Below are 16,234 nucleotides of genomic sequence, written 5' to 3'. Positions count from 1 at the left end.
CGCGGCCCTCCCAACTCGCTGACGGGGGAAGTCAGATGTCCATTCCGCACATGTCGCGCCGCCGGTTCCTGCAGACGACGTCGGCGGCCGGCGCCGTCGCCACGACGGGCGCGCTCACCGCCGCCACCACCGCTTACGCGGCGCCCGCCACCGGCCCCACCACGGCCGGCAGGGCAGCAGCCGCCGGCGCCACCCTGCGCTTCACCGCGACCACCAACGGCGCCGCCTCCCTGGCCGGCGACCGGCTGGTCGCCGAGGTGCAGGGCGTGCTGTGGTCCCTGCCGCGCGCGGGAGGCGAGGCCGCGCCGATCACCCCGCCGGACCTGGAGCCGTCGCGTCCGGTGCACTCCCCGGACGGCCGGCTGATCGCCGTCTGCGCGTTCCGTACCGGCACCTTCCACATCTGGACGCTGAAGCCGGACGGATCCGAGCTGACCCAGCGCACCGAGGGCCCGTGGGACGCCCGCGGCCCCGCCTGGTCGCCCGACGGCAAGCGGATCGCGTTCGCCTCCGAGCGCGGCGGCGATCCGGTGACGGGCGCCCCCTTCCGCATCTGGACCCTGGAGCTCGCCACCGGCCGGCTCACCCGGCTGACCGGCCTGCCGGACCAGCGGGGGCCCGTACAGGACGGCGCGTGGGAGGACTTCGACCCCACCTGGTCGCCGGACGGCAAGCGGGTGCTGTTCGTCCGCGCCGCGCTCAAGGGCGGCGCGCTCGACGCCCGTACGATCGCCTCCGTGGCCGCCGACGGCAGCGGCCCCGTCACCGTGGAGCACACCGACACCGGTACCGCCCAGGTCTTCGTGCCCGCGCTCTCCCCGGACGGCACGCTCGCCTACCTGCGGTCGACGCCCGCGCCGAACGCCGGCTGCGCCCTCGTCGTGGCCGGTGAGCCGGTCGCGGTGGGCGGCGACATCGAGGCCGCGCCGCCCCGCTGGATCTCCGCCAAGGAGCTGCTCCTGACGGTGGACGGCCACTTCACCGTCGTACGGCCCGCGGACCCGGGAGAGCGCGAGGAGATCCCCTTCACCGCGCCCCTGCCCGTCGACCGCCCGAGCTACCGGCTCAAGTCCTTCGACCTGGACGGCACCGCGCGCCGGCCCGTCCGCGCCTACGACCTGCCGGTGCTCTCCCCCGACGGCAGGCAGGTGGCGTTCACCGCCCTCAACTCCCTCTGGGTGGGCGAGACTTCGGGCGGCCGGGCGCCGCGCCGGGTGACGCGGGCCAAGGCGACCGGTTACCTCTACGCGGCCGCGTGGACGCCCGACGGCACGGCGTTGCTGTACTCCGACGACCGCGACGGCATGCCCGCCGTCCACCGGCGGGAGCTCGCGGACGGCAAGGAGACGGTGCTCGCCCCCGGCGGGCGCATCCAGCCGGCCCTCTCCCCCGACGGCCACCGCCTCGCCTGCTTCGACCTCGCCACCAACCTGCTGGTACGGGACCTGCGTACGGGCGAGGAGAAGGTGCTGGCCACCAGCCCGCCCGGTGGTGAGCTGTCCGGCCGGCCCAGCTGGTCGCCGGACGGCCGGTACGTGGCGGTCAGCTTCCGCAACCGGATCAACCAGCGCTTCCGCGAGGGCCACAACCTCATCCGGGTGATCGACACCGCCGACGGCTCCACCGCCACCCACGCGGTGGCGCCGCACGCCTCCATCTCCGACCGCAACAGCAACGGCCCGGTCTGGTCGCCCGACGGCCGGTACATGGCGGTCGTCGTCGAGTCCGCGCTGTGGCTGCTGCCGGTGCGCGCCGACGGCACCCCCGACGGCGAACCCCGCACCTTCCCCGCCGAGGCCGCCGACCACCCCACCTGGTCGGGCGACAGCCGCCACGTCCTCTACCTCTCGGCGGGCCGGCTCCGGCTCCGCACCGTCGCCGACGGGAGCGTCCGCACGGTCAGGGTGCCGCTCGACCACCGGCGCCCGGCGCCCGCGGACACCGTCATCCACGCCGGCCGCTTCTGGGACGGCAGCGGCGGCGACGACTCCGTGCGCGAGAACGTCGACATCACCCTGCGCGGCGGCCGTGTCGCCGCCGTAGGGCCGCACCGGCCGGGACGCGGCGCCGCCCGCCGCGTCGACGCCTCGGAGCAGACCGTGATCCCCGGCCTGTGGGACGCGCACATGCATCCGCAGCCCGGTCTGTACGGCGGCAGGCAGGCCGCCCTGTTCCTCTCCTACGGTGTCACCAGCGCGATGTCGATGGGCGGTGCCGGTTACGAGGGGGCGCGGCTGCGCGAGGCCGTCGCCTCCGGTGAGCTGGCCGGGCCCCGGCTCGTCACGGCCAGCGAGGTGCTCGACGGGAGCCGCATCGCCTGGGACAACCGCGTGCACGCCACCCGCGAGGGCCTGCGCAGGACTCTCTCCCGCGGCAAGGCCCTCGACTGGGACTTCGTCAAGACCTATGTGCGGGCCCCGGCCTGGGTGATGGAGGAGGCCGCGCGCTTCGCCCACGAGGAGATGGGCGTGCGCTGCGGCAGCCACAACCTCTCCCCCGGCATCCAGCTCGGGCAGGACCTGACGACCCATCTGCAGGCCACGCAGCGCGCCGAGTTCGGGCACGCGACGTCCATCGGCGAGTTCGCCTACCAGGACGTCACGGAGATCTACACCGCCACCGGCGACTTCCATCTGATCGCCACGCCCTTCTCGGCCGCTCCACTCATCGGCGCGGCGCCCGCCCTCGCCGACGACGAGCGGGTCACCCGCCTGATGCCGCCGTGGGAGACCGCACAGGTGCGGGACCTGGCCGCGCAGCCGCCCACCGGGGCCCAACTGGCCACCCTGAACCGGGAGATCGACATCTACCGCCGCATCGCGGCGGCCGGCGGACTGCTCGCCGTCGGCACGGACTCCCCGGGCATCCCGACCGGCCTGGGCGTCCACCTCGCCCTGCGCGCCCTGCGGCGCGGCGGCCTGACGGTCGCCGAGACGCTGCGCACGGCGACCCTCGCCCCCGCGCGGATCTTCGGCCTCGACCGCGACCTCGGCACGCTGGAGGTGGGCAAGCTCGCCGACCTCGCGGTGGTCGACGGGGACCCCTTCACCGACTTCGACGCGCTGGTGCGGACGGTGTCGGTCATGCGGGGCGGAGTGCCGTACCAGGTGAAGGACCTCGTCTCCGCGGTCCCGGCGGTGCCGGTGACGGCGCGGGAACGGAAGCACTGGGCGCGTACGGGCGAGAAGCTGCGGGGGCGGTGCTGCGAGCACGGGGGGTGAGTACGGGGGGGTGAGTACGGGGGCCGGGGCGGGGTGGCACGGGTACTGAGTCCGGGGCGGGGCGCGCGCTCGGGCGGCGCTCTCCGGCGTGAGGCGCCACGCGCCGACCCGCCCCGCCCCGCGCGCGCCCCCGGGCGATCATCCCTGGAAGGCTGGGGCCATGTCCGCATCCCCGCCCCCGTCTCCGGCCTCCCGGGGCGTGCCCGCCCCGCCGGAGGGCCGGTCGCCCGCGCCGCGCCGCCCGGCCCTGGTCGTCTCCCTCTGCGTCCTCGCCTTCGCGCTGCTCACCTGGCAGGTCGTCGCCGGTGGCCCGCTGCGCCGCGCCGACGAACGCGCGGGGCGCGCCCTCACCGGCAGCCGGCTCCCGGACCGGGCCGCCGAGCTCCTCGCCGACCTCGGCAACGCCACGGTCGCCGTGCCGGTCCTCGTCGCCGTCGCCGCGTACACCGCGTGGCGCGCGCGGCGCGGCGGCACGGACCGCTGGTGGCTGCCCGCGGCGGCCGCGCTGCTCGCCATGGCGGCGGTGCCGGCGCTCGTGGTCTCCCCGCTGAAGGTGCTGGTCGCCCGCACGGGGCCGCCCGGCATGGCGGGCGACGGCTACTTCCCCTCGGGCCACACGGCGACGGCCTCCGTCGCATACGGCGCGGCGGCCCTGCTCCTGCTTCCGCTGCTCCGCGGCGCGTACGGCCGTCGCGAACTGCTCATCGGCTGCTGCCTGTTGAACGTCGCGGTCGGCTTCGGCCTGGTGCGACGGGGGTACCACTGGCCGCTGGACGTCGCGGCCAGTTGGTGCCTCTCCGTGGCGCTGCTCCAGGTCGTACTGGTGGCGGTCAGCCGAAGTACGCGTCGAAGTTCTTCGAGAACTCCCAGCCGTTGAAGCGGTCCCAGTTGATCGACCAGGTCATCAGGCCGCGCAGGTCCGGCCAGGTGCCGTGGGTGCGGTACGTGCCGCAGGACGTGCCCTTGGTCAGACAGTCCAGGGCCTTGTCGACCTCCGCCGTGGACACATGGCCGTTGCCCGCGTTGACCGAGGCGGGCATGCCGATGGCGACCTTCCCCGGCGGCAGGGGCGGGAAGACGTTGTTCTTGTCGCCCGCCACCGGGAAGCCGGTGAGCAGCATGTCGGTCATGGCTATGTGGAAGTCCGCGCCGCCCATGGAGTGGTACTGGTCGTCCAGGCCCATGACGGGACCGGAGTTGTAGTCCTGGACGTGCAGCAGCGTCAGGTCGTCGCGCAGGGCGTGGATGACCGGGAGGTACGCGCCCGCCCGCGGGTCCTGGCCGCCCCACTTCCCGGTGCCGTAGAACTGGTACCCGAGCTGCACGAAGAAGGTCTCGGGCGCCATGGTGAGCGTGAAGCCGGAGCCGTACTTCGCCTTGAGGGTCTTCACCGCGGAGATCAGGTTGACGATCGCCGGGGTCTTCGGGTTCTTGAAGTCCGTGTCGTCGGCGTTCAGGGAGAGCGAGTGGCCCTCGAAGTCGATGTCCAGGCCGTCGAGTCCGTACCGGTCGATGATCGCGGAGACCGACGAGACGAAGGTGTCGCGGGCCTGCGCCGTGGTGAGCCGCACCTGGCCGTTCTGGCCGCCGATGGAGATCAGCACCTTCTTGCCCGCCGCCTGCTTGGCCTTGACCGCGGCCTTGAACTCCGCCTCGGTCTCGACGTTCGGGCACTCGGACGCGGGACAGAGGCCGAAGCGGATGTCGCCGGAGGTCGCGGAGGTCGGCTCGCCGAAGGCGAGGTCGATGATGTCCCAGCTGTCGGGGGTGTCGGCAAGGCGGGTGTAGCCGGAGCCGTTGGCGAAGCTGGTGTGCAGATAGCCGACCAGGGCGTGGTCGGCGGGGGCGGCCGGGGCCCCGGTGGGGGCCGGCTGTTCCGGGGCGGCCGTCGCGCGGGTGGAGAGCAGGCCGGACGCGGTGAGCGCGCAGGCCGCGACGGCGACCGCGGCGAGGCGTCTGACGCGGCTTGCTCGGCCGGTGGGGGGCAACAAGGGACGGTCCACAACTGCCTCCGGGCATGGGGGGGATTGGAGGGCGGATCGCGCTCAACTTGGTCCAGACCAATCGAGTTGTCAAGAGGTCCGGCACCTCACTCGGGACATCGGCATCTCGCTCGTCGTCTCCGGCGCCTCACGCGTCATGTCCGGCGCCTCACTCGCCGTTCTCCCCGCTCTCCCGCGCTCCCCTGCCCTCCCAGCCCTGCCTGCCCTCCCGCGCGAGACGCGCCGCCGCCTCGTGCATCGCGCGTTCGAGCAGTGCCGGATCCGTGAGCGTGCCCGAGCCGTCGGGCAGGACCAGCCAGCGGACGCCGCCCGAGGCCCGTCCGGGGTAGGGCACGACGATCCACGTGCCGTCGCCGGCGCCCCGTACGCCCGTGGCCAGCCAGCGGGACGCGGTGCCCGGCGGCACGAAGAACCCCAGGCGCTCGTCACCGGGGCCCACGAGCACGGGGCCCGGCCGGTCCACGCAGCGGGTCAGCACGTCGAGCGTGGCGTAGCCGAGGCCGCCGGGCAGGATCAGCACGTCCCAGGCCCGCCCGGCCGGCAGCAGCGCGACCCCCAGGGGATGGCGCTCCCACTCCCAGCGGCAGGCCTCCGGGTCCGGCGCCACCGACACGAGCCATTCGACGGCCGCCCGCATCCCGGTGCCACCGGACCCCCCTGAGCCACCGAACCCACTCGTGCCACTCGAACCACCCGAGCCAGTCATGACAGAACCTCTCTCCTCTGCGACGACGGTGCGCGACAGCGCGCGTCACAAGGGAGAGAGGCTCCGGGGCCGGGCATTACGCGGGTTCCTGCTACCAGTTGGTAGCGAAACGGGGCGCGAGGGGCGGGCGGGGCGTGCGCCGGTCACGTACACCCCGCTCAGTCACCCTTCGGCCACGCCACCCCACAGCCGTCGGGCGTCCGCCGCTCAGCTGTCGAAGCCGAGGCCCAGCTTGTCCATCGTCTTGAGCCAGAGGTTGCGCCTGCCGCCGTTGGCGTCGGACCGGGCGAGCGACCACTTGGTCAGGGCGACGCCGGTCCACGCGAACGGCTCGGGCGGGAACGGCAGCGGCTTCGTGCGGACCATCTCCAGCTCCGTACGCTCCGTGCGCTCGCCGGAGAGCAGGTCCAGCATGACGTCGGCGCCGAACCGGGTGGCCCCGACACCGAGGCCCGTGTACCCGGCCGCGTAGGCGACGCGGCCCTTGTGCGCCGTGCCGAAGAACGCCGAGAAGCGCGAGCACGTGTCGATCGCGCCGCCCCACGCATGCGTGAAGCGCACCCCCTCCAACTGCGGGAAGCAGGTGAAGAAGTGCCCGGCCAGCTTGGCGTAGGTCTCCGGCCGGTCGTCGTACTCCGCCCGCACCTTGCCGCCGAACGGATAGATCGCGTCGTAGCCGCCCCACAGGATGCGGTTGTCGGCGGAGAGCCGGAAGTAGTGGAACTGGTTCGCGCTGTCGCCGAGGCCCTGGCGGTTCTTCCAGCCGATGGCCGCCAGCTGCTCGTCGGTCAGCGGCTCGGTCATCAGCGCGTAGTCGTAGACCGGGACGGTGTACGGGCGCAGCCGCTTGACCAGCGAGGGGAAGATGTTCGTGGCGAGGACGATCTGGCCGGCGAAGACCCTGCCGTACGGCGTGCGGACCGCCATCCCGGCGCCGGACGAGGCCAGTTCGAGGGCGGGCGTGTGCTCGTGGACGCGTACGCCCTTTTCCAGACAGGCCCGCTTCAGGCCCCACGCCAGCTTCGCCGGGTTGAGCATGGCGACGCCGTCGCGGTCCCAGAGGCCGCCGAGGAACGTCGGCGAGTCGACGTGCTCGCGCAGTGCGTCCGCGTCGAGCAGCTCGGAGCCGTCGGCGAGGCCGTGCTCGGCCATCTCCGCGTACATCTCGTGGAGTTCGGCCAGCTGGTGCGGCTCGGTGGCGACGTCGATCTCGCCGGTGCGCTCGAAGTCGCAGTCGATGGAGTACCGCTTGACGGCCGCCTCGATCTCGTCGAGGTTGCGCGCGCCGAGCTCCTCCAGCTTCGCGATCTCGCCGGGCCAGCGGGACAGGCCGTTGCCGATGCCGTGGGTGAGCGAGGCGGCGCAGAAGCCGCCGTTGCGGCCGGAGGCGGCCCAGCCCGCCTCTTTGCCCTCGACGAGGACGACGTCGCGGTGCGGGTCGCGCTCCTTGGCGATGAGCGCGGTCCACAGGCCGCTGTACCCGCCGCCGACGACGAGCAGGTCGCACCGCTCGTCGCCGGTGAGGGCGGGCTCCGGGGAGGGCCGGGCGGGGTCGTCGAGCCAGAAGGACACCGGCTTGGCGTCGGAAAGGGACTCGGTGAAACGGGTCATGGCACCAGGGGCCATGATTTCCACTCCTTCAAGGGTTACCGGCCAGGCCATGGCCGGGTATTTCGGGGTACTACCGGGACTGCCTGTTGCGGCGTTTGCCGATGAGCATTCCGGAGAGCACAAGCAGGACGGCGACGAGGAACATCGCCGTACCGATCACATTGATCTGAACGGGCGTGCCCCGCTGCGCCGATCCCCAGACGAACATGGGGAACGTCACGGTCGAGCCCGCGTTGAAATTCGTGATGATGAAGTCGTCGAAGGAGAGCGCGAAGGCGAGCAGCGCACCCGCCGCGATGCCGGGCGCGGCGATCGGCAGCGTCACCCGCAGGAACGTCTGCACGGGACCGGCGTAGAGGTCCTGCGCGGCCTGTTCCAGACGGGGGTCCATCGACATGACGCGCGCCTTGACGGCGGTCACCACGAAGCTGAGGCAGAACATGATGTGGGCGATGAGGACCGTCCAGAAGCCCAGCTGCGCGCCCATGTTGAGGAAGAGCGTGAGCAGCGAGGCGGCCATGACGACCTCGGGCATCGCCATCGGCAGGAAGATCAGCGAGTTGATGGCGCCGCGCGCGCGGAACCGGTAGCGCACGAGCGCGAAGGCGATCATCGTGCCGAGCACGGTCGCGCCGATCGTCGCCCAGGTGGCGATCTGCAGGCTCAGCGAGAGCGAGCCGCACATGTCGGCGACGCCGCACGGATTCTTCCAGGCGTCGAGCGAGAATTCCTGCCAGGAGTAATTGAAGCGCCCCTTCGGCTTGTTGAAGGAGAACACCGTCACGACGACGTTGGGAAGCAGCAGATAGGCGAGCGTCAACAGGCCCGCGATGACGACGGCATTGCGTCGCAGCCAGCGGAAGAAGGCGGCCATCAGACGAGATCCTCCGTCCCTGACTTGCGGATGTAGAAGGTCACCATGAAGAGGATGGCGGCCATGAGGATGAAGGAGAGCGCGGCGGCCGTCGGGTAGTCCAGGATGCGCAGGAACTGCGTCTGGATGACGTTGCCGACCATGCGCGTGTCGGTGGAGCCGAGGAGGTCGGCGTTGACGTAGTCGCCCGCCGCCGGGATGAAGGTGAGCAGCGTCCCGGAGACGACGCCCGGCATGGAGAGCGGGAAGGTCACCTTGCGGAAGGTCGTGGCGGGCGTGGCGTACAGGTCGCCCGCGGCCTCGTGCAGCCGCCCGTCGATGCGCTCCAGCGAGGTGTAGAGCGGCAGGATCATGAACGGCAGGAAGTTGTACGTGAGGCCGCAGATCACCGCGAGCGGGGTGGCGAGGACCCGGTCGCCGGCCGTGACGCCCAGCCAGCTGGTGACGTCGAGGACGTGCAGCGAGTTGAGGGCGCCCACCACCGGGCCGCCGTCGGCGAGGATCGTCTTCCACGCCAGCGTGCGGATGAGGAAGCTGGTGAAGAACGGCGCGATGACCAGGACGAGGATGATGTTGCGCCAGCGGCCCGCGCGGAAAGCGATGAGGTAGGCGAGCGGATAGCCCAGCAGCAGGCACAGGACGGTGGCGGCGCCCGCGTAGAGCACCGAGCGCAGGAACTGCGGCCAGTAGTCGGTGAGGGCGTCCCAGTAGGTGGCGAAGTGCCAGGTGACCTTGAAGCCCTCTTCGAGCGAGCCGGTCTGCACGGAGGTCGACGCCTGGTAGACCAGCGGCAGCGCGAAGAAGACGATCAGCCAGAGGATGCCGGGGAGCAGCAGCCAGTAGGGGACGAGGCGGCCGCGCTTGCGGGGTGCGCGCGCGGGTGGCTCCTGTGGTGCGGGCGCCGTCGGCGGTGGTGCGTCGGTCACGGTGGTCATGCGGAGGTGTCCTCCTCGACCTTCTCGACGCCAGCCTGGACGTCCTGGGCGGCGTCCAGGGCGAAGGTGTGCGCGGGGTTCCAGTGCAGGACGACCTCGGCGCCGGGGGTGAGCCTGCCGTCGCGCTCCACGTTCTGCGCGTACACCTCGAAGGAGGGGCAGAGCGGGCTGCGGACGACGTACTGGGTGGAGACGCCGATGAAGCTGGAGTCGGCGATGCGGCCGGTGATGCGGTTGCGGCCGTCGGGGATCTGCCCGGCGTCGTCGGCGTGGGTGAGGGAGATCTTCTCCGGGCGGACGCCGACGAGGACCTTCGCGCCGGTGGCGGTGGGCCCGGTACATCGCGCGGCGGGGAGCGTCAGCTTGCAGTCGCCCGCCTTGACGACGAGGTCGTCGCCGCCGCCCTGCACCTCCGCCTCGATGAAGTTGGAGGTGCCGAGGAAGTTGGCGACGAAGGTGGTGCGCGGGTTCTCGTACAGGTCGGCGGGGGCGCCGAGCTGTTCGACCCGGCCGCCGTTCATCACGGCCACGGTGTCGGCCATCGTCATGGCCTCCTCCTGGTCGTGCGTGACGTGCACGAAGGTGATGCCGACCTCGGTCTGGATGCGCTTGAGCTCCAGCTGCATCTGGCGGCGCAGCTTGAGGTCGAGGGCGCCGAGCGGCTCGTCGAGGAGGAGCACCTTGGGGTGGTTGATGAGCGCGCGGGCGACGGCGACGCGCTGCTGCTGGCCGCCGGAGAGCTGGTGCGGCTTCTTGCGGGCCTGCTCGCCGAGCTGGACCAGGTCGAGCATCTCGCCGACCTTGTCCTTGACCGACTTGATGCCGCGCCGGCGCAGTCCGAAGGCGACGTTCTCGAAGATGTCGAGGTGCGGGAAGAGCGCGTACGACTGGAAGACGGTGTTCACCGGCCGCTTGTACGGCGGCAGGGCGGTGACGTCCTGGTCGCCGAGGTGCACGGTCCCCGAACTGGGCTCCTCCAGGCCCGCGATCATGCGGAGCGTGGTGGTCTTGCCGCAGCCGGAGGCGCCGAGCAGCGCGAAGAAGGAGCCCTGCGGCACGGTGAGGTCGAGCGGCTGCACGGCGGTGAAGGAGCCGTACGTCTTGCTGATCCCGCTGAGACGGACATCGCCGCCGTGTTCTTGAGCAGTGGTCATGGTGGGTCCAGGGAGAGTCGAGGGGAGAGGAGGGGCTGCCCCGCGAGGGGCGCACAAGGGGCGCGGGGAACTGCGCGACAAGCCACGACGGGCCGCAGCCGCGGCCGAGAAACCACGGCCGGCCACGGCGCGGCCGGCTACGTTCCCGTGAGCCTCGCGAACTTCTCTTCGTACGCGGTCTCTTCCTTCGACGTCAGCGAGCGGAAGGCACGGGACTTCTCCTTCATCTCCTTGTCGGGAAGGATCAGCGGGTTCGCGGCGGCGTCCGGGTCGATCTTCGCGAGCGCGTCCCGCACCCCGTCCACCGGGCAGACGTAGTTGATGTAGGCCGCGAGGCGGGCCGCCGGTTCCGGCTCGTAGTAGTAGTCGATGAGCCGTTCGGCGTTGCGCTTGTGGCGCGCCTTGATGGGGACCAGCAGGTTGTCGGTGGAGGTGACGTAGCCCCGGTCGGGGATGTGGAAGCCGATGTCGGGGTTGTCGGCCTGCAGTTGCACGATGTCACCGGCCCAGCCGAGGCAGGCGGCCATGTCGCCCTTGGCCAGGTCCGAGGTGTAGTCGTTGCCGGTGAAGCGGCGGATCTGCTTCTTGTCGACGGCCTTCTGCAGGCGGGCGATGGCCGCGTCGAAGTCATCGTCGGTGAAGTCCGCGGGATCCTTGCCCATGTCGATGAGCGTCATGCCGACGCTGTCGCGCATCTCCGAGAGGAACCCCACGCGTCCCTTCAGCTTGGGATCGTCGAGCAGCTCGGAGACCGAGGTGATCTTCTTTCCGCCGGTCGCCTTCTTGTTGTACGCGATGACCGTGGAGATGCCCGTCCAGGGGTAGGAGTAGGCGCGGCCGGGGTCCCAGTCGGGGTCGCGGAACTGGGCGGAGAGGTTGCTGTACGCGTGCGGCAGGTTGGCCGGGTCCAGCTTCTGCACCCAGCCGAGGCGGATGAGCCGGGCCGCCAGCCAGTCGGTGACGCAGATGAGGTCGCGCCCGGTGTCCTGGCCCGCCGCGAGCTGCGGCTTCAGCTTCCCGAAGAACTCGACGTTGTCGTTGATGTCCTCGGTGTACTTGACCTCGATCCCGGTGCGCTCGGTGAACGCCTCCAGGGTCGGCCGCCGGTTCTTGTCCTTCTCGTCGACGTCCATGTACTCGGTCCAGTTGGAGAAGGAGATCCGCTTCTCCTGGCCCGAGTGGTCCTCGGACGAGACCTCGCCCTGGCTCTTGCCCGCCGCGGGGATCCCGCAGGCGCTCAGGCCCCCGAGTCCGCCGACGGCGAGCGCGCCGCCCGTGGAGGCGCGCAGCAGGGTACGGCGGGTCAGGGCGGCCCTGCCGTGGGTGAGGCTGCGGTGCATGGCGGCCCGCTGGGCCGGGGAGAGGCGTTCGGGCTCGTACTGCTCCATGCGCGTGATTGCCCTTTCGGGAGGAAGGCGGCCGCCGGTCACGCGGCCTGGGTCGACGTGGCTACCTGACTACCGGTCCCCGAAGATCGTGCGGTGCCAGTCCTTGCGGACCACCGCGGTGTTGTCGAACATGACGTGCTTGACCTGCGTGTACTCCTCAAACGAGTACGCGGACATGTCCTTGCCGTAGCCGGACGCCTTGTAACCGCCGTGCGGCATCTCGCTGAGGATCGGGATGTGGTCGTTGACCCAGACGCAGCCGGCCTTGATCTCGCGGGTGGCGCGGTTGGCGCGGAAGACGTCGCGGCTCCAGGCGGAGGCGGCGAGGCCGTACGGGGTGTCGTTGGCGAGCCGGATGCCCTCGTCGTCGGAGTCGAAGGGCAGCACGACGAGCACCGGCCCGAAGATCTCGGCCTGCACGATCTCGCTGTCCTGCGCGGCGTCGGCGACGAGGGTCGGCTTGTAGTACGCGCCGGGGTGGGTGAGCGCCTCGCCGCCGGTCACCACGCGCGCGTAGGAGCGGGCCCGGTCGACGAACCCGGCGACGCGGTCGCGGTGCGCGTGCGAGATGAGCGGCCCCATGTCGGTGCCGGGGTCGAACGGGTCGCCGAGCCGCACGGTCTCCATGAGGTCGGCGACGCCCTGCACGAAAGCGTCGTACAGCGGACGCTGCACGTACGCGCGCGTGGCGGCCGTGCAGTCCTGCCCGGAGTTGATGAGCGCGCCGGCGACGGCGCCGTGCACGGCGGCCTCCAGGTCGGCGTCGTCGAACACCACGAAGGGCGCCTTGCCGCCGAGCTCCAGGTGCAGCCGCTTGACGGTGGCGGTGGCGATCTCGGCGACGCGCTTGCCGACGCCGGTGGAGCCGGTGAAGGAGGTCATGGCGACGTCGGGGTGGCCCACCAGGTGCTCGCCGGCGTCCTTGCCCGCGCCCGAGACGATGTTGAGGACGCCGTCGGGGATGCCGGCCTCGGTGGCGGCCTGCGCGAACAGGAGCGAGGTGAAGGGGGTCAGCTCGGCGGGCTTCAGGACGATGGTGTTGCCCGCGGCGATCGCCGGCAGGACCTTCCAGGCGGCCATTTGGAGGGGGTAGTTCCAGGGCGCGATGGAGCCGACGACGCCGATGGGCTCACGGCGTACGTACGAGGTGTGGTCGCCGGTGTACTCGCCGGCCGACTGGCCCTGCAGATGGCGGGCCGCACCGGCGAAGAAGGCGGCGTTGTCGACCGTCCCCGGGACGTCGAACTCGCGGCTCAGCTTGATCGGCTTGCCGCACTGCACCGACTCGGCCTGCGCGAACTCCTCGGCACGGTCGGCGAGCACGCCCGCGAAGCGGTGCAGGGCGTCGGAGCGCTCGCCCGGGGTGGCGCCCGCCCAGCCGGGGAAGGCCTCGGCAGCCGCGGCGACGGCGGCATCCACGTCGTCTCTTCCGGCCAGCTCGTACGTGAGGACGTCGTCGCCCGTGGCGGGGTCGACGACGGCGTGGGTACGGCCCGAGGTTCCCTTGGTCAGCCGGCCGGCGATGTACTGCGCGCCGTCCGCGAAGTGGTCCTGCGCCTGGAAGTTGTGCATGACGCTCTCCTCCGCCGCCCTCCCCGTCCCGCGGGGGTCGGCGTAGCTCCAGATCGATTTGAGTGCCGATCCTGACAGAGCCGTGATAGCCCAACAAGTGATTCCGTTGTTGCCTTTTGGTTACGCGACGAATTCTGTCGACCAGGTGTCGAGTGCTCGCGGAAAACCAGGGACGGAGTGTCAGTGGTGCCTGCCACACTCGCGTGCATGACGGAGATCGAGGCGGTGCGCTCGGTGGAGACGCTGGTCCGGGCGGTGCGCGCCGGCGAGAAGGTGAAGTACCTGCCCTTCTGGGGCCACACCCCGCGCCGCGACGGCACCCTGGGGGCGAGCTGTCTCAGCCAGTGGTGGCCGGCGCCGTTCACGGTGGACGGCGTGGCGTACGCGACGGCCGAGCACTGGATGATGGCCGCCAAGGCCCGCCTCTTCGGCGACGCGGACGCGGAGCACGCGGCGCGCACGGCCCGCACCCCCGCGGAGGCGAAGAAGGCGGGACGGCTCGTACGGGACTTCGACGAGGCGACCTGGGCCCGTGAGCGGTACGGGATCGTGGTCGAGGGCAGCGTCCACAAGTTCACGTCGGACCCGGCGCTCGGGGCGTTCCTGCGGGGGACGGGGAGTCGCGTCCTGGTCGAGGCGAGCCCCCTGGACCGCGTCTGGGGCGTGGGCCTGGCGGCGGACGACCCACGGATAACGGACCCGGCCCGATGGCTCGGGCCGAACCTGCTCGGCTTCGCGCTGATGGAGGCGCGGGGGCGGATGGGGTGACCTGTGGGGCTAGCGCCCCAGGGTCGACGAGGTGGCGACGGCCGGGGCCTCGGAGCGCGCCGCGTCGGTGTCCTCGTCCGGCACCACGAGCAGGATCACCAGGACGGCGATGCTCAGGACGATCCCCGCCGCCCCGCAGATGATGCCCGCGAGGGCCTGTCCTCCGTTGGTCGCCTCGCCTCGCCGCGCCTTCCGGCGCCCGATCGCGCCGAAGATCACCGCGAGGATGCCGACGACGATCGCCAGCGGCCACAGACAGAAGCCGACCGCCGCGATGATCCCCAGGACGAGTCCGGCCACGCCCATGCCGTTCGCTGGCGCCATCGGCATGGCGGGCCATCCGTACCCGGGCGCGCCCGGGGCCCCCTGGTAGCCGGGGTACCCCTGCTGACCCGGGTAGCCGTACCCCGGAGCGCCGCCGGGCGGCCCCGGATACCCGTACCCGTGTCCGTGCCCGTACTCATACCCGTACGGCATCCGGCCCGGTCCGTCCGGCGAGATCGGGGGTGGCGGCACGGGCTCGCCGGGCGCGGCGAAGGGGTTGCCGACGGGAGGTGCCGCGTGCGGGCCCGGCCCCTGGACCGGAGGGGGGTAAGCCCCCGGCATCGACGTGACCGTCCACTGGTCGTGCACGGACGCGGAACCACCGGACGGACCCGACCCCCGACCCGGCGCCTTCGCGTCTTCAGCCGGCGGCGCCCAAGGATCCCGTTCTTCCGGCGCCTCCGCACCGCCCTCGTTGTCGCCCTCGGAACCGGCGGACATCACGGGTCACCTCTTTCATCCGTTTTCCTACGCTCCGTCATGTTTCCTACGCTCCGTCATGCTGCGGCCCCGGCCCGCCCCATCCGGCCCATCCGGCCCGCCGCCTACGATGATCCCCGACCCATCGATCAGCCGATCAAGCCCGTTCCTGGGGAGGAAACCGTGACCGACCAGCAGACCGCGGCCAGCACCGCCGCAGACCCGCACGCCTTCATCGAGGGCCTGCCCAAGGCGGAACTGCACGTGCACCACGTGGGATCGGCCTCCCCCCGCATCGTCTCCGAGCTCGCCGCCCGGCACCCCGACTCGGCGGTGCCGACCGACCCCGAGGCGCTCGTCGACTACTTCACGTTCACGGACTTCGCGCACTTCATCAAGGTGTACCTCTCCGTCGTGGACCTGATCCGCACCCCGGACGACGTCCGCCTGCTCACCTTCGAGGTGGCCCGCGACATGGCACGGCAGAACGTCCGCTACGCCGAGCTGACCATCACCCCGTACTCCTCCGTCCGCCGCGGCATCGACGACCGCGCCTTCATGGCCGCCATCGAGGACGCCCGCAAGGCCGCCGAGGCCGAGTTCGGCACCGTACTGCGCTGGTGCTTCGACATCCCCGGCGAGGCCGGGCTCGAGTCGGCCGAGGAGACGGTGCGGCTCGCCACCACCGACGCGCTGCGCCCCGAGGGCCTGGTCTCCTTCGGGCTCGGCGGGCCCGAGATCGGCGTGCCGCGCCCGCAGTTCAAGCCGTACTTCGACCGCGCCATCGCCGCGGGCCTGCACTCCGTCCCGCACGCCGGCGAGACCACGGGACCCGAGACGGTCTGGGACGCCCTCACCCACCTGCGCGCCGAGCGGATCGGGCACGGCACCACGTCCGCCCAGGACCCGAAACTCCTCGCCCACCTGGCCGAGCACCGCATCCCGCTGGAAGTCTGCCCCACCTCGAACATCGCGACCCGCGCCGTGCGCACCCTCGACGAGCACCCGATCCGTCAGTTCGTCGACGCCGGGGTGCTCGTGACGGTCAACTCCGACGACCCGCCGATGTTCGGCACCGACCTGAACAACGAGTACGCGGTGGCCGCCCGCCTCCTGGACCTCGACGAACGCGGCATCGCGGCGCTGGCGAAGAACGCCGTCGACGCGTCCTTCCTCGACCCGGCAGGCAAGGCCCGGATCGCCGAGGAGATCGACACGTACACGGAGGCGTGGCTCGCCCGCTAGGAACAGCGGCACC

General features: G+C 71.8%; 12 protein-coding genes and 1 pseudogene. 4 read left to right on the top strand and 9 right to left on the bottom strand.

From position 1 onward, the window contains the following. Positions 1-35 precede the first annotated feature (35 nt). Together ACZ6CV_RS26750 and ACZ6CV_RS26745 are read left to right on the top strand one after the other, a co-directional pair. Positions 36-3,221, top strand: a complete 3,186-nt coding sequence (locus tag ACZ6CV_RS26750; RefSeq protein WP_469253196.1) for an amidohydrolase family protein — start codon at positions 36-38, stop codon at positions 3,219-3,221. A 160-nt stretch (positions 3,222-3,381) separates the two neighbouring features. After that, positions 3,382-4,098 carry a phosphatase PAP2 family protein gene (locus ACZ6CV_RS26745; protein WP_469253195.1) on the top strand — a complete coding sequence of 239 codons (717 nt, stop codon included), beginning with the start codon at positions 3,382-3,384 and terminating at the stop codon, positions 4,096-4,098. Here the strand turns inward: ACZ6CV_RS26745 and ACZ6CV_RS26740 are convergent. The 8 genes and pseudogenes from ACZ6CV_RS26740 to ACZ6CV_RS26705 form a co-directional block, all read right to left on the bottom strand. After that, positions 4,052-5,059, bottom strand: a pseudogene (locus ACZ6CV_RS26740) (chitinase); the annotation flags it as partial. The gene ACZ6CV_RS26745 and the pseudogene ACZ6CV_RS26740 overlap by 47 nt on opposite strands. Before the next feature lie 313 nt (positions 5,060-5,372). Continuing rightward, a complete protein-coding gene (locus ACZ6CV_RS26735) occupies positions 5,373-5,861 on the bottom strand; it encodes a hypothetical protein (RefSeq protein ID WP_469253194.1) in 489 nt (162 codons plus the stop codon). 276 nt (positions 5,862-6,137) lie between these two features. Then, positions 6,138-7,556: an NAD(P)/FAD-dependent oxidoreductase gene (locus ACZ6CV_RS26730; RefSeq protein ID WP_469253193.1), complete on the bottom strand. Its 1,419-nt coding sequence runs from the start codon at positions 7,554-7,556 to the stop codon at positions 6,138-6,140. A gap of 55 nt (positions 7,557-7,611) precedes the next feature. Beyond that, entirely contained in the window at positions 7,612-8,415 is an 804-nt protein-coding gene (locus ACZ6CV_RS26725) for an ABC transporter permease (RefSeq protein WP_362374123.1), read from the bottom strand. After that, on the bottom strand, positions 8,415-9,350 hold the full coding sequence (locus ACZ6CV_RS26720; protein ID WP_469253192.1) for an ABC transporter permease: 936 nt from the start codon (positions 9,348-9,350) through the stop codon (positions 8,415-8,417). The genes ACZ6CV_RS26725 and ACZ6CV_RS26720 overlap by 1 nt, the downstream gene beginning before the upstream one ends. Then, positions 9,347-10,504, bottom strand: coding sequence for an ABC transporter ATP-binding protein (locus ACZ6CV_RS26715; RefSeq protein ID WP_469253191.1), 1,158 nt, complete (start codon positions 10,502-10,504; stop codon positions 9,347-9,349). The genes ACZ6CV_RS26720 and ACZ6CV_RS26715 overlap by 4 nt, the downstream gene beginning before the upstream one ends. Before the next feature lie 137 nt (positions 10,505-10,641). Further along, entirely contained in the window at positions 10,642-11,892 is a 1,251-nt protein-coding gene (locus tag ACZ6CV_RS26710) for a polyamine ABC transporter substrate-binding protein (protein WP_469253190.1), read from the bottom strand. A gap of 69 nt (positions 11,893-11,961) precedes the next feature. Then, a complete protein-coding gene (locus tag ACZ6CV_RS26705; protein WP_469253189.1) occupies positions 11,962-13,464 on the bottom strand; it encodes a gamma-aminobutyraldehyde dehydrogenase in 1,503 nt (500 codons plus the stop codon). 207 nt (positions 13,465-13,671) lie between these two features. On the opposite strand from ACZ6CV_RS26705, the gene ACZ6CV_RS26700 reads away from it, so the two are divergent. Continuing rightward, entirely contained in the window at positions 13,672-14,232 is a 561-nt protein-coding gene (locus ACZ6CV_RS26700) for an NADAR family protein (RefSeq protein WP_469253188.1), read from the top strand. A 9-nt stretch (positions 14,233-14,241) separates the two neighbouring features. Here ACZ6CV_RS26700 and ACZ6CV_RS26695 read toward each other — a convergent pair whose 3' ends face one another. After that, the gene (locus tag ACZ6CV_RS26695; protein ID WP_469253187.1) at positions 14,242-14,562 is read right to left on the bottom strand and encodes a DUF4190 domain-containing protein; all 321 of its coding nucleotides are present in this window, start codon (positions 14,560-14,562) and stop codon (positions 14,242-14,244) included. A 597-nt stretch (positions 14,563-15,159) separates the two neighbouring features. On the opposite strand from ACZ6CV_RS26695, the gene ACZ6CV_RS26690 reads away from it, so the two are divergent. Continuing rightward, positions 15,160-16,221: an adenosine deaminase gene (locus tag ACZ6CV_RS26690; RefSeq protein WP_469253186.1), complete on the top strand. Its 1,062-nt coding sequence runs from the start codon at positions 15,160-15,162 to the stop codon at positions 16,219-16,221. The last annotated feature ends 13 nt before the right edge of the window (positions 16,222-16,234 follow it).

This window comes from Streptomyces sp. NPDC041713, from assembly GCF_055591085.1.
This window is presented reverse-complemented; position numbering and strand designations above follow the sequence as displayed.

Excerpts from the sequence above, each read along its gene's own strand:
- ACZ6CV_RS26695 (WP_469253187.1), bottom strand. The coding sequence starts at position 14,562 with ATGCCGATGGCGCCAGCGAACGGCATGGGCGTGGCCGGACTCGTCCTG.
- ACZ6CV_RS26705 (WP_469253189.1), bottom strand. The coding sequence starts at position 13,464 with ATGCACAACTTCCAGGCGCAGGACCACTTCGCGGACGGCGCGCAGTAC.
- ACZ6CV_RS26720 (WP_469253192.1), bottom strand. The coding sequence starts at position 9,350 with ATGACCACCGTGACCGACGCACCACCGCCGACGGCGCCCGCACCACAG.
- ACZ6CV_RS26735 (WP_469253194.1), bottom strand. The coding sequence starts at position 5,861 with ATGCGGGCGGCCGTCGAATGGCTCGTGTCGGTGGCGCCGGACCCGGAG.
- ACZ6CV_RS26730 (WP_469253193.1), bottom strand. The coding sequence starts at position 7,556 with ATGGCCCCTGGTGCCATGACCCGTTTCACCGAGTCCCTTTCCGACGCC.
- ACZ6CV_RS26750 (WP_469253196.1), top strand. The coding sequence starts at position 36 with ATGTCCATTCCGCACATGTCGCGCCGCCGGTTCCTGCAGACGACGTCG.
- ACZ6CV_RS26700 (WP_469253188.1), top strand. The coding sequence starts at position 13,672 with ATGACGGAGATCGAGGCGGTGCGCTCGGTGGAGACGCTGGTCCGGGCG.
- ACZ6CV_RS26715 (WP_469253191.1), bottom strand. The coding sequence starts at position 10,504 with ATGACCACTGCTCAAGAACACGGCGGCGATGTCCGTCTCAGCGGGATC.
- ACZ6CV_RS26710 (WP_469253190.1), bottom strand. The coding sequence starts at position 11,892 with ATGGAGCAGTACGAGCCCGAACGCCTCTCCCCGGCCCAGCGGGCCGCC.
- ACZ6CV_RS26725 (WP_362374123.1), bottom strand. The coding sequence starts at position 8,415 with ATGGCCGCCTTCTTCCGCTGGCTGCGACGCAATGCCGTCGTCATCGCG.
- ACZ6CV_RS26745 (WP_469253195.1), top strand. The coding sequence starts at position 3,382 with ATGTCCGCATCCCCGCCCCCGTCTCCGGCCTCCCGGGGCGTGCCCGCC.